Below are 12,797 nucleotides of genomic sequence, written 5' to 3'. Positions count from 1 at the left end.
TCCCCATGCTCCTGGCAATGATTATTTTTCGCCGCAAAAAAATCCCTATCACGTCGCTTAAAGCAACGAAATAGGGATTTGTTCTACTGTGCGCTTACAGGCTTAGCTTCGGGGGTCGTGCTGCTCTCCCCATTGGCTCGGAGCGATGAGTCCGGGTCCGTAAACTCGGCGTTGTAGCTGGCTTGCGCTGTTTTGGACAAATAATCATGATCAATATAGGAGGCTAAGTACTGCTTCCCAAAAAGTAAATCATACTGCACATTCCGATAATCCTCCAAAAGTGCTTTCGTAGCGTCAGGCACACTCGTATGGAGCGATTGATCCGCATCTACGACAAGATTGCTTAACAATCCAGGCACTTGCGCGGCTAGCTGCGAATTCAAAGCAAAGTTCGCCGGTTTCTCCATATGAAGCATATCGAGCACATGAGCGCCAAGGAATGAGTCGCTGAGCAGCGGAATATCCTGCTTCGGCATGTCGAAGTTCGACCAAGTGACAAGCGGGATGCTGTGCATCTTCTTCACTTCTTCCAGTGACCAATCACTGGTATTGCTGCTGTTGATGAAGCCTGCTTCTTTGTACACTTGGTAATCCATGCCCAGCATAGGCAAATGGTCACCATAGAAGACGATCATCGTCGGCTCGCTTGAATCCTTGAAATGATCAATCAACATTTGCAAGCTTTGATCGGCGTCGTGTGCGCCTTGTGTATAGGTTTCAAGGATGCTTTTGGCTTCAGGCGTTAAATTGCCTTCTGCTTTGAATTGATTTTCCCCATACCTCGGATCATCATAAGGTCCGTGATTTTGCATCGTAACAGTGTAAATAAACATCGGGTCCGCTGTTTTATCTACTTCATCAATGATGTTTCTGGATACCTCAGCATCCGAGATAAAATAACCTTTGGTCTCCGGGTTCTGGAAATGCTCACTGCTTTTGAAAGTCTGGAAGCCCAAATCCTTATACACCGTATTTCGATTCCAGAACCAGCCTTCATAAGAATGAATTCCCATGCTCTTGTAGCCTTGGTCTGCAAAATAGCTGGCTAAGCTCGGCACGGGCTTGGAAACATATTGCTGGTACGGAATAGACCCTCCCGGCAACATGCTCATCGAATTCCCCGTCAACACTTCGAATTCAACGTTGCTCGTTCCCCCGCCGAATTGAGGGGAGAGCAAGTATCCAGAAGTCGATTCCTTTTGCAACCTATGGATGGTAGGAAGTGGGTCTTCACTGAATTTGACGTTGGTTAATAACGTCGGATCCCAGAAAGCTTCGCTCATCACGAAGATAACATTCGGTTTCTTTCCGTTCAGTGGATCGGCGCTAACTGATGCCTTTTGCAAACCGCTGCTGGACTGCGCTTGCTGTAGATTGGCGGCAACTGCTGCGATAGATTGATCGCTGTAGTTTTCTGGTTTAGGAACAATCGAATTTTTGACATTCAGTGTAAAAGCAAGAGCTAACCCGTTATTCGTGTAGTTTTCTTGCTGATTCCACACAATTTCATTTACACCGGCATGATCGAGAATTTTACCGGCTAGTGGTGTTTTGACTCCAAATGCGTACATCGCATAGAGGGAAAACAGCCCCAAGCCAATTCGGCTGATCAGCGGCAAGGTGACTCGCGGCAGGACCCACCTGAGCAGCAAGACAACAATTACCGCGACAAGCACAGCTCCAATTCGAAGCATCGCGGCTTTCCCGGTCACAAGCGAAGCAATATCCATACTTTCTTTGTTAAGCAAAATATCCCAAGGGAAGAATGGCTCCCCAATCATTTTCACCTTCATATACGAAATCAAAGCCATAAGACCAAGCAGCAATGTTGTAATCGAACCCGATATAGCTAAGGATCCGACTAACGCATAAACAAAAGCAAGTAAGCAAAAAGATAGTCCGACATTTAAGAAAAATAACGTTTGATTGGCTACGATCCATTGGATTGTATGTGTAAAAGAGCCGCGTTCCAAAAGCTCCATGCCGACTACAGAAAGTAAAGGTAAGCCAATCATAAACAATAATAGCGAAATCGTCGCTCCCAGACGGGCTGGTCTCGTCTTCTTCGGATTTTTCGAAAGACGGTTCCGGGGCTTCAAATTCAAGTGCATCTTGCATCACTCTCCTCTTGCCCCTATTGTAAACACGAATTGTGAAGAAAATATGTAGCTCACCTTAAAGGCAGCTTAATATCCATATTTTCCCATTATTTCATATCTGCCAACCATGCAGCCAAGGCTTTTAATTCATCTTCTTTGAGCGCAACCTGGAATGGAGGCATTCCCCCGCCGCCTTTTTGAATACGTTTAATAAGCTCCTCTTCCGTCAAGCGTTCTCCGACTTTTTGAATATTAGGCCCTTGTCCACCTTGTAATTGATTGCCATGGCAGGAGATGCAGAAATTCTGATAAATTTTGGGGGCGTCTGCTTTTACTGCCGTCGTGTGCGTTTCCTGTTGAGACTTATTCCCGCAGGCGGATAAACTTAGAGCCAGAACCATTAATGCAAGCAGCAATCTCATTTTCATGTGCAAGAAACTCCTCAATCGCGTATTTCTCTCATCATACCAGAGCGCAGATTGAAAAATAAAGAAATCCCCTTTTTTAACTACTGCTAACTACTGTTACGGGCTTTCGATATTATGTTTGACTATCGTTATTATGCTGCTTTACCGAGCTATTTATAGGTTCTTTCGATTGGAAAATCCTTATGATGATCATCTCGCACATCTTGCCTCGTTAGGGCTGAATTTCAGCCTTTCAGCTTCCATTCGCGGAGAATTCGTGCCTTTCTCCTTCTGTAAGTCTGTTTTTCAGCCTTACGGAGGTCATTTCCAGTTTTGTGCTCACTTTAGGGCTGAATTTTGGCCTTTCAGTCTCCATTCGCGGAGAATTCGTGCCTTTCTCCTTCTGTAAGTCTGTTTTTCAGCCTTACGGAGGTCATTTCTAGCTTTGCGCTCACTTTAGGGCTGAATTTCGGCCTTTCAGTCTCCATTCGCGGAGAATCTGCACCGTTCTTCTTCGGTAGTCTGTTTTTCAGCCTTACGGAGGTCATTTCCAGCTTTGCGGCCTATTTTAGGGCTGAAATAAAATAGGGATAAGCTTTCGCTTACCCCAAAACATTGATAAAACATCTACTCAGGCCTCTGGGCCCTGTGTTGCCTTTTATACCAATTTTAAGCGAATAACATTCCATGAGGCTTTTCCGAGCGTGCTTTGGATTTGACCGTTAGCGGACACTGCTGCATTACCACCCGTATGAGGCTTCACCCGATCTTGTGCATCTATCGTATTCGCGGCTTTCAAATCATCATTCTCCAGCACAATATGCTCGATGATTCGGCAAGCGCCAAAACTGCGCAGATCCAGCTCCAAAGGCAATGCCTCCTCTAAATGACGGTTAACCGCGAAGATCGTCACTTCCGACTTCTCTTCATTATGAACGGCGACTGCTTCCAAATGAGGCACATCGGTGTAGTCTTTGGCATCGTATTTCGAAGACTTAATCAGCGGAACCAGCACCGTTCCACGTCCGAATACACTCGCATGCATATAAGGATAGTAGATCGTTTGTTTCCAGGCTGCTCCGCCATTGGCCGTCATGATCGGTGCAATAACATTCACCAGCTGGGCTAAACAAGCCATTTTGACACGGTCTGCACGCTTAAGCATCGAGATCAGCATACAGCCGACCAAGAGCGCATCCTCGTGGTTATAAATATCTTCAAGCTGCGGCGGGGCGATGGACCAAGGTTCAATCTTGCGGTCCGCTTCATTAGAGTGATACCAGACGTTCCACTCATCAAAGGATAGATTGATTTTTTTCTTCCCGCGCTTCTTTGCTTGCATATAATCAGCTGTAGAAATCACCGTATGAATAAAACGATCCATGCCCATCGACTGCGCTAAGAAATTCGCAGAATCCTTATCCCTATTCCCATAATATTGGTGGAGGGAAATGTAATCGACGTGATCATAGGTATGGTCAAGAACGGTCGCTTCCCACTCAGGGAACGTCGACATCGTCAGACTGGAGCTGCCGCAGGCAACAAGCTCGATGCTCGGATCAACCCATTTCATCACTTTGGCCGTTTCGCAGGCAGTGCGCCCATACTCTACGGCTGTTTTGCTGCCGGTTTGCCATGGACCATCCATTTCATTGCCCAAGCACCAAGTTTTGATGTTGTGCGGAGTTTTATAGCCATGGGAAATCCGCAAATCGCTCCAGTAGGTGCCGCCTGTTATATTGGAGTACTCTATAATATCACGAGCTTCATCAGGACCTCGCGTCCCCAAATTGACAGCCATCATAGCATCTGTATTCGCCTTGCGGCACCAATCCATGAATTCGTTGAGGCCGATTAAGTTAGGCTCGATTGTACGCCACGCCAAATCCAGTCTTTTCTTCCGCTGCTCAATCGGTCCAATCCCATCCTCCCAATTGTAGCCGGATACAAAATTCCCTCCTGGATAACGGACGATCGGCACAGCCAATCCTTTGACCAGCTCCAGAACATCCGTTCGAAAGCCTTGGTCGTCCGCCTGCGGATGCCCTGGCTCGTAGATCCCGCCATAAACAGCGCGTCCCAAATGCTCGATAAAAGAACCATATAAACGAGAATCCACTTCACCAATTGTAAAATCCTTGTCAACAATCATGCTTGCTTTGATAGACATTCGTTTCACCTCATCGTATAATTAATATAAATATGAATCAATTAATAATTTTATTACTTTATTTGATTCTATTAAACAATAATCCGCGTCTGATTTCAAGCTTTTCATTTGGCCAAATATGAATTAATATTTTCATTAATTAGTCCTATCTTAGGTATGAGGAGCTTGCTATGATGATTCACACGACAACCGACCGCAAATGGCTTCCGCTTTATGAAGCATTAGCCAGCGATGTGCGGCTTAACATATTGGAGCTGCTTGCTGAGAAAGAAATGAATGTGAAAGAGTTAGCGCAAACGCTGGGCTTAAGCAGTGCCATTGTAACGATGCATGTGAAGAAGCTGGAAACCGGCGGCCTCATTCACACCGCACTTATTCGCAAGCAAGGCGGCACACATAAAATATGCACTTTGGCCGTATCCAGCATTGAGATTAAGCTGCCTCAGTTCAATGAGCAGCAGCGGGCTTTTGATGAAGTATCCATTCCCATCGGACACTATACCCGTTTCGATATTCAGCCTACTTGCGGATTAGCGACGGCCGATCATGTCATTGGCCAATATGATGACCCGCGTTTTTTCTTCGAGCCTGAGCGCATGTATGCCAAGATTCTCTGGTTCGGCAGCGGCTTCGTGGAGTATCGCATTCCCAATTATGTACTGCCTGGGCAGCAATTAGAGGAAATCGAGATCTCTCTGGAGCTCGGATCGGAAGCGCCCGGCATTGCCGAGAATTGGCCGTCGGATATTCACTTCTATGTGAATGATACGCTGCTCGGCTTCTGGACAAGTCCCGGCGATTCGGGACAAGGCCGCGGCAAGCTGACTCCTGCCTGGTGGTCGGATTCCGTTAACCAATATGGCTGGTTGAAGGTTATCCGGATCACGGAGCAGGGCACGTTTCTTGATGGACAGCAGCTGTCCGCTGTCACGATCCAGGATATCCGCATGTCCCGCAATGAGTGGACACTGCGCTTGGAAGTGCCGGACACCGCGGCAAATGTCGGCGGCTTGACCTTGTACGGTGAAGGCTTCGGCAACTATGACCGGGATATTATTTTCCGCACCTACCGCAGGTAGGGCGGGTTGGAGTTGGGCAGGAGACTGCGACATGCGGCGAAAACATTCGAGTGCGTGGGAGTGTGCGCAGCAGCGAGACAAATAAACGAGACCCAGCCGATGGCTGGGTTTTGTTGTTGAGGCGCCTCTTTTGGGGAGGGCACCGATGTTTGATTTAGGGGAGCTATTTTGGCGGCTGAGACTGCCATTTCGGCAGGCTCAGGTGCTTTTTCTTGGAGCACCCGCTCACGGCGGGGTTGAGACTGCCTTTTTGGCTGGCTCAGCCACCAATATGTTGCTTTTCTCTGCTGAGACTGCCATTTCGGCAGGCTCAGGTGCTTTTTCTTGGAGCACCCGCTCTCGGCGGGGTTGAGACTGCTTTTTTCGCTGGCTCAACCACCAGCTTGCTGCTTTTCTCTGCTGAGACTGCCTTTTCGGCAGGCTCAGGTGCTTTTTCTCGGGAAACCCGCTCACGACGGGGTTGAGACTGCCTTTTCGGCAGGCTCAGGTGCTTTTTCTCAGGACACCCGCTCACGACGGGGTTGAGACTGCCTTTTTGGCAGGCTCAGCGGCAGATTTGCTGCTTTTCTCTGCTGAGACTGCCTTTTCGACAGGCTCAGGTGCTTTTTCCCGAGACACCCGCTCACGACGGGGTTGAGACTGCCTTTTTGGCAGGCTCAGCGGCAGATTTGCTGCTTTTTTCTGCTGAGACTGCTTTTTTCGCAAGCTCAGCCCCCAGCTTGCTGCTTTTCTTTCCTAAGACTGCCTTGTCGACAGGCTCAGGCTTTGAATCATATCCCTTCCCCTCCCCTACGCATGCAAGCTAGTACCTGCAGACTCCATAACGGATGCGCCGGTTTTTAAGTTGGCGGCATTAGCCTCTGCTCGCCGCAGATATTTCATCTGCCGCCAACGAATGACGACCAGCAAGCCGCGCAAGTATTCATCGCAAATCATCGCCACATAGATGCCTGTAAGTCCCCAGCCTCTATGCAATCCTAAGTAATAGGAAAGCCCCGCGGCCACGCCCCACATGGAAATTAGCGAAATGACCATATTAAATCGCGTATCGCCTATCGCGCTCAGAGCATTGCCGAATCCCATGTTGATCATTTTTCCTGGTTGCAGAACAAGCGCCAGTCCCAAGCACGAAAAACCAAGCTTCAGGATGTCGACGTCAGAGGTAAAGAAGCTGAGAAAGCTTTTGAACGTGAAAAAGAGAATCAGGCTGTTAAAACAAACCAACCCCAAACCAATCCAAGTGCCTCGGTAGCCGCTGCGATAAGCTTCTTTCATTCGGCCTCCGCCATACAGATGAGCAATCTGAATTTGCACAGCCAGAGCAATGGAGTAGCCGAGCATGAAGCAGATGGATTCAAGTGTATTCAAGTACGTTCTTGCTGCCAGCTCCCTTGCCCCCATCGTAGCCAAAACCGTGTATATGGTAAGCTGCGACAGCACCCAAGAGGACATGTTGACCCCCATAGGCCATCCGATTTTTAAAATAGCCCCAAACAGCTTCCGATTAAATAAAATCAGGTCCTGCCACGTCATTCTTCGCTCGAAAGCGGAGATGAACATAAATAACAGCAAGCAGGTCGCCAGCAAGCGGCTCACCAAGGTCGAAATGGCGACACCCGTCAAGCCTAATTGAGGGAATCCGAATGCGCCATAAATAAATCCATAGTTAAACAGAATGTGTATGATATTCATGCCAATCGCTGTAATCATGGGTCCTTTGGTGTTGCCTGTGTTGCGAATCACGGTGCTTAATGCTGCTGTCAAAGCCGTTAAAACCATCCCGCTTCCGACAATGGATATGTATGTCTGTGCCAAAGGAAGCAGCCTATCTTCCAATTGAAACAATCTTGCCAATGGTAGGGCCTCTTTGTACAGCACGACACTGAGTACGATTCCTATCAGCCCACTGACGGTAATTGCCATGATGGCAACTGTACGTGCTTCTTCGTTTTGCTTAGCGCCTAATTTCTGTGCAATCAATATCCCTGCGCCGCTGGCTACGGTCATAAATAAAATCATCATCGCTTGAAACACTTGATTCGCTAGTCCAACCACCGCAACTGCATCATCCGATACACGGCTTACCATTAACGTATCCACCACGCCTAAAAGCAGCTGCAAAAGCAATTCAACGAAAATCGGCCAAGCCAATAGCCATAAAGTAAATTTACTTTTCTCTGTTTGCATGATTAACCACCATCCGATACCTGTCTCTCTTTTTATGAAAATGAAACTTTGTTGTCTGCTCAAATTATAGATGCTATAGTTGACCTCATGTATTACTAATGCAACTTAAACTTTCAAAATTCCAACTTCCAATTTAAAGGCATGCAAAGGTGATCCTGATGGCTTTGATCGAAATGACTGTCCCTCCACTTCCGCACTATATTACAAGTGGTTTCAGCACGCTGCCGAAGGGCGGCCACCATCCAAGCAGAAACAATATTCAAGTATTCGACTTGTTAATTACAACCTATGGCTGCTTCTATATTGGCGAAGAGGATGCCCGATTCGAGGTCGCACCTGGGCAAGCCGTTATCCTAAGGCCGGATCGGTATCATTTCGCTACCCAATCTTGCGCTGAGCTGACGGGCACCTACTGGATGCATTTCCATGTTGGAGGTCCGTGGAGTATGGTCGATAACGCGATAGCTCCCATACCGCTCGAAGATCCCTCGCCTGTTTTTGTGGAGCCGTTTGCTGCCCAGCCATTTACGATTCGAATCCCGCAATTCACGACCCTGCTGCAGCCGGAGAAAACCTATGATCTGTTCGAGCAGCTTCATCAATTGCAGCCGCGGGCGCATGTGAGCAGTGTTCGTTTTGCTCAGCAGCAGCTTTTTCATGAGCTGCTGCGTCAGCTTGCCGCTTCCAATGACAGTGAGCATCCGTCTCCTGCCACAGCCTGCGCGGAGAAAGCAGCCTCCTATTTAAGGCAGCATTATAGAGAAGCTGTTTCTGCCAAAGAGCTTGGCGATCATGTTAATTTTCACCCCGTCTATATCGCCCGCTGCATGCAAAAAGAGTACGGCTGCTCTCCCACGGAATATCAGCTGCGTCTGCGCATCCAGCAAGCGAAGCTGCTGCTGCTGCAAACGGATCTTCCTGTGGCTCATGTAGGAGAGCAGGTCGGTTTCGAGCAGCCTGCCTATTTCGCCACATGCTTCACCCGTATCGAAGGCATTTCTCCCCGCAAGTACAGGCAGCGATTTTCTTAACCAAGCCAAAGACCCATTTCAAAGGCATATATGGGATAACTGCGAAATACAGTTAACATATATGACGTGAGAGGGAGTTGAGCTTGAATGGAAGAACAACAAACCGCATCTGTCCTAAGCGTGAAGGACTGGATGATTACGATCCTGCTGCTCGCGATTCCAATTGTGAATATTGTCATGTTATTCGTATGGGCCTTCGGTGGTGGAGTGAACCCTACAAAGGCCAATTATGCCAAGGCCAGTTTAATCTGGGCGGTAATCGGGATCGTGCTCTACATCATTTTCGTTGTCATCTTCTTCGGTGCTGTGATGTCCTCCATTAAATAAAAACTCCATAGCCATGCAGCTATCCTCAGCGGCCCTTGCCGTTTCGGGGATGGCTTTTTTACTTTTCACTGGGATCCAAATGGACATCTAACGAAATATGATATACTGGAAAAAAAATGATAAGGAGCCCTAGCATGCCGACACCCTTACATTGGAAAAAGTCATTAGGGATACTCTGGGTGGCCAACTTCTCTATTATGTGCGGTATGAATCTGGTACTCCCCTTTCTTCCGCTCTATATCGGGCAGCTTGGCGTGCACGATGTGGGTGAAGTCGTCCGTTGGACAGGCTGGATTGTCGCGGCCCAATTCATTACTTCGTTCCTCACCCAACCGCTGTGGGGTGCAATTGCCGATCGGCGAGGCCGGAAAATCATGCTGCTTCGCGCCGGAATTGGGATGGCGGTTGTGACAGCGCTTATGGGCATCGTCACGGAGCCTTGGCAGCTGCTCGCGCTTCGGCTGCTCAATGGTTTCTTCTCCGGCTTCATCTCGATGGCCGTATCGTTGCAAGCTTCGCTTACACCGCCGGAGCATTCGGGCAAGTCACTTGGCACACTGCAAACAGGCGCTATCGCGGGTTCGCTTATTGGCCCCTTGGTCGGGGGCTTACTGGCCAGCTTCATTGGGTACAGCCATGTGTTCTTTTTCACGGGAGGACTGATGCTTTGCGCGAGCCTCATCGTCATGATTTTTATCCACGAGGAGCGAAAGCCCCTCGCTCCGAAAAAAGAACGACAGCGCACAGAATGGCGCCTGTTCCGGCCCTTGCTCCCTGTCTTTGCCGCTTCTCTGATCACACAGATTGGGATGATGAGCATCGAGCCAATTGTGACGGTCTATGCGAAGACCCTCTATACAGGCAGCCATCTGGAGCTGCTTGCCGGGTTAGTCGTCGCCATAACAGGCATCGCCAATTTGTTCGGCGCGCCCTCCTTAGGGAGAATCGGCGACCGCATCGGCCAGCGCAAAACATTGGTGATCGCCTTAACCATGGCGGCGCTTGCCTTTATCCCGCAAGCTTTTGCCACCAGCATTACCATGCTTCTCGTGGGCAGATTTCTGCTTGGACTATTCATTGGAGGCATGATTCCTTCGTTGAACGTGCTCGTGAAGAAGCTGGCTCCTACGCAAATTCAAGGAACAGCCTACGGCTTCAACACATCCTCACTGTTCCTGGGCAATCTCATTGGCCCCTTGGTTGGCAGCCATCTTGCTGCAGCCTACGGCTTCCTATCTGTGTTCTATGTCACGATGGGCATCTTATTGCTATGCGCTTTGTTCGTGTATAACAACCCTAGTTTAGATGGGCGATCACAGCCAGACACCGTATAACGTTTTGCAAAAATTTGAATACAAATGGAGGATTACAATGAAACACGAAATTTTATATAAAGGCGCATTCCCGATGCTGAAAGTACAGCTCGAGCAGGGAGAGAATATTAAAGCGGAGGCAGGGGCCATGGTATCCATGTCGCCCAATGTTGAACTGAAGGGCACAGTGGATGGCGGGATTATGCGTGGATTAGGCCGCATGCTGAGCGGGGAAAAATTCTTTTTCCAAGAACTAACGCCTTCCAGAGGTCCCGGCGAGGTCCTGCTGGCACCTGCTGTCATTGGCGATATTGAGGCGGTCGAGCTTGATGGATCGTACAAGCTTTTAGTACAAAAAGACGGCTTTCTTGCTGGCACCTCCGGCATCCAGGTCAATACCAAAATGCAAAATCTCATGAGCGGGTTCATGTCCGGCGAAGGCTTCTTCATCGTTGAAATTAGTGGAAAAGGCACCGTCTTCCTCTCCTCTTATGGAGCCATTCATGCCATTAACTTGGGGCCTGGGGAAGAAGTTGTCATTGACAACGGGCATCTCGTCGCTTGGCCGGACTACACACAATACAAAATCGAAAAAGCCGCCAAAGGCTGGCTCTCCAGCTTCACGAGCGGCGAAGGCGTCGTCTGCCGATTCCGCGGCGAGGGTGTCGTGCTCATCCAAACCCGCAACCCGCAGAGCTTCGGCGGTTGGCTGAAGCAGTTCATCCCAGGCGGCAGGTAAGCATTAACGGACTATTAGGGACATGGGTGAGAGAACGGATTTAACCCGTCCAATCTCTACGAAGCAGGCCATATACAAGGTGATCAATATAATGATCGTATAACCACTCCGCTTCTCGGATATGGCCTTCTTGCCTAAACCCTAATTTCTCGGGAATCGCTTTACTTTTCAAATTGCCAACACCACATCTGATTTCCACCTGTTTAAATCTAGTTCATTAAAAGCATACTCCACTAATGTTTTGCAAGATTTGGTCATTATGCCGTTGCCTTGATAGTTTTCGCCTAACCAGTAGCCTATACTGGTTTTTTGGTTTGACCAATCAATGGCATGATACCCTATGCATCCTGCGATTTCCCCGTTAAACCAAATGCCTGTTTGAAACCCATTATTGGAAGCTTGTTGATTTTGGCAAAATTGGATGAAGGATTCGGTACTTTCTATCTGCTTAGTCCCGTCAACCCACGGCAGCCATTCTCTGAGATAGTGTCTCGAGCCATCCGTTAGTGCGAACAACGCTGGGGCATCCTCTTGTTCAAGCACTTTCAGCGTAAGCTCCTCGTCAATTTTCAAGAACATGGTATCCCTCTTTTCCATATGGATTACTGTCATTATAGCGGGTAACGAGGGAGTTAAACTAGCTTCATAAGTTACCTGTCCAGCAGCTAGGCTAATGATAAACAGTCCTTCGTTTCAGACATCTGGTTGCTGTATAGGGCGCCCTTCACGTAGGGGCTTTTTTACATATTTAAGCTTACGCTCCAGTTAACTACTTTGCTAGATACGAACATCAGCGGAAGAAAGCGACTTTTATGTAAAAGTAAACGTGCGATTGTGTAACTTTATCTTGTTGGGATCGCCTTTATCCAATAAAACTCTGTTATTGTGTAGGCTTTTACTTGCTGGTACAGCCTTATCGATAAATTCCTGCGATTGTGCAGGCTTTTTCATACTGGGACAGCCTTTATCCATAAATTCCTGCGATTGTGCAGGCTTTTTCATACTGGGACAGCCTTTATCCATAAATTCCTGCGATTGTGCAGGCTTTTGAGGTCTATTTAGGATGAAAGGGTGAAAAAGCAGAAAATACCTGCATAATTGCAGGCTTTTCTACTTTTTAGACGATTTCGCTTGAAAAAGCCTGCACTTTCGCAGGCTTTCACAGCCTTCGAAAGTTTTCGAAGGTCATCGAACCCTACTGATCGCTTGATGGGTTCCCAGAGCTCGGACACTAGGTGGCTGGCCTAAGGGAACTCCTCTTGGCATCATCCATGAAAGTTGTTGCCGAGCCCAAAACGGATAAAACAAAAGAGCCTGAGACAAATGATCTGGACCCTCTGTCAAGGACACTTTAAAAAACTCGATTTAACCTAGGCAGCTAACAAAAGATGATTCCTGTATTGCACAGGGGTCATCTTTTTTAATCCCCATTGGTATCGATTATT

Annotated in this window: 11 protein-coding genes and 1 pseudogene; 5 read left to right on the top strand and 7 right to left on the bottom strand. The window is 48.1% G+C overall.

Going from position 1 to position 12,797, the window contains the following annotated elements; genetic code table 11:
• Nucleotides 1-83 precede the first annotated feature (83 nt).
• The 3 genes from HQN90_RS10325 to arfA form a co-directional block, all read right to left on the bottom strand.
• Nucleotides 84-2,111, bottom strand: a complete 2,028-nt coding sequence (locus HQN90_RS10325; protein ID WP_246362213.1) for an LTA synthase family protein — start codon at nt 2,109-2,111, stop codon at nt 84-86.
• 95 nt (nt 2,112-2,206) lie between these two features.
• Nucleotides 2,207-2,527, bottom strand: a complete 321-nt coding sequence (locus tag HQN90_RS10320; protein WP_173217918.1) for a c-type cytochrome — start codon at nt 2,525-2,527, stop codon at nt 2,207-2,209.
• 637 nt (nt 2,528-3,164) lie between these two features.
• A complete protein-coding gene (arfA, locus tag HQN90_RS10315; RefSeq protein ID WP_173217916.1) occupies nt 3,165-4,676 on the bottom strand; it encodes an arabinosylfuranosidase ArfA in 1,512 nt (503 codons plus the stop codon).
• A 170-nt stretch (nt 4,677-4,846) separates the two neighbouring features.
• Between arfA and HQN90_RS10310 the strand changes: the two genes are divergently transcribed.
• On the top strand, nt 4,847-5,755 hold the full coding sequence (locus tag HQN90_RS10310) for an ArsR/SmtB family transcription factor (protein WP_338042303.1): 909 nt from the start codon (nt 4,847-4,849) through the stop codon (nt 5,753-5,755).
• A gap of 510 nt (nt 5,756-6,265) precedes the next feature.
• Here HQN90_RS10310 and HQN90_RS10305 read toward each other — a convergent pair.
• Nucleotides 6,266-6,460 carry a hypothetical protein gene (locus tag HQN90_RS10305; RefSeq protein WP_173217914.1) on the bottom strand — a complete coding sequence of 65 codons (195 nt, stop codon included), beginning with the start codon at nt 6,458-6,460 and terminating at the stop codon, nt 6,266-6,268.
• An 84-nt stretch (nt 6,461-6,544) separates the two neighbouring features.
• Nucleotides 6,545-7,942 carry an MATE family efflux transporter gene (locus HQN90_RS10300; RefSeq protein WP_173217912.1) on the bottom strand — a complete coding sequence of 466 codons (1,398 nt, stop codon included), beginning with the start codon at nt 7,940-7,942 and terminating at the stop codon, nt 6,545-6,547.
• Between the two features lie 158 nt (nt 7,943-8,100).
• Here HQN90_RS10300 and HQN90_RS10295 point away from each other — a divergent pair, with 158 nt between their 5' ends.
• From HQN90_RS10295 to HQN90_RS10280, 4 genes are all read left to right on the top strand, one after another.
• Nucleotides 8,101-8,973, top strand: a complete 873-nt coding sequence (locus HQN90_RS10295; protein ID WP_173217910.1) for a helix-turn-helix transcriptional regulator — start codon at nt 8,101-8,103, stop codon at nt 8,971-8,973.
• Nucleotides 8,974-9,060: 87 nt separating this feature from the next.
• A complete protein-coding gene (locus HQN90_RS10290) occupies nt 9,061-9,300 on the top strand; it encodes a hypothetical protein (RefSeq protein ID WP_173217908.1) in 240 nt (79 codons plus the stop codon).
• A gap of 134 nt (nt 9,301-9,434) precedes the next feature.
• On the top strand, nt 9,435-10,634 hold the full coding sequence (locus HQN90_RS10285; RefSeq protein WP_173217905.1) for an MFS transporter: 1,200 nt from the start codon (nt 9,435-9,437) through the stop codon (nt 10,632-10,634).
• Between the two features lie 37 nt (nt 10,635-10,671).
• Nucleotides 10,672-11,352: a TIGR00266 family protein gene (locus tag HQN90_RS10280; RefSeq protein WP_173217903.1), complete on the top strand. Its 681-nt coding sequence runs from the start codon at nt 10,672-10,674 to the stop codon at nt 11,350-11,352.
• Nucleotides 11,353-11,392: 40 nt separating this feature from the next.
• Here HQN90_RS10280 and HQN90_RS10275 read toward each other — a convergent pair.
• Together HQN90_RS10275 and HQN90_RS10270 are read right to left on the bottom strand one after the other, a co-directional pair.
• Nucleotides 11,393-11,931: pseudogene (locus HQN90_RS10275) on the bottom strand (GNAT family N-acetyltransferase).
• A 231-nt stretch (nt 11,932-12,162) separates the two neighbouring features.
• On the bottom strand, nt 12,163-12,354 hold the full coding sequence (locus tag HQN90_RS10270; protein ID WP_173217901.1) for a hypothetical protein: 192 nt from the start codon (nt 12,352-12,354) through the stop codon (nt 12,163-12,165).
• Nucleotides 12,355-12,797: the final 443 nt, after the last annotated feature.

The sequence above is a fragment of the Paenibacillus alba genome (genome assembly GCF_013204855.1).
In the GTDB taxonomy this organism is placed as follows: Bacteria; Bacillota; Bacilli; order Paenibacillales; family NBRC-103111; genus Paenibacillus_E; species Paenibacillus_E alba.
Note: the sequence above shows the minus strand (reverse complement) of the source record. Positions and strands in the feature narration are given on the sequence as shown.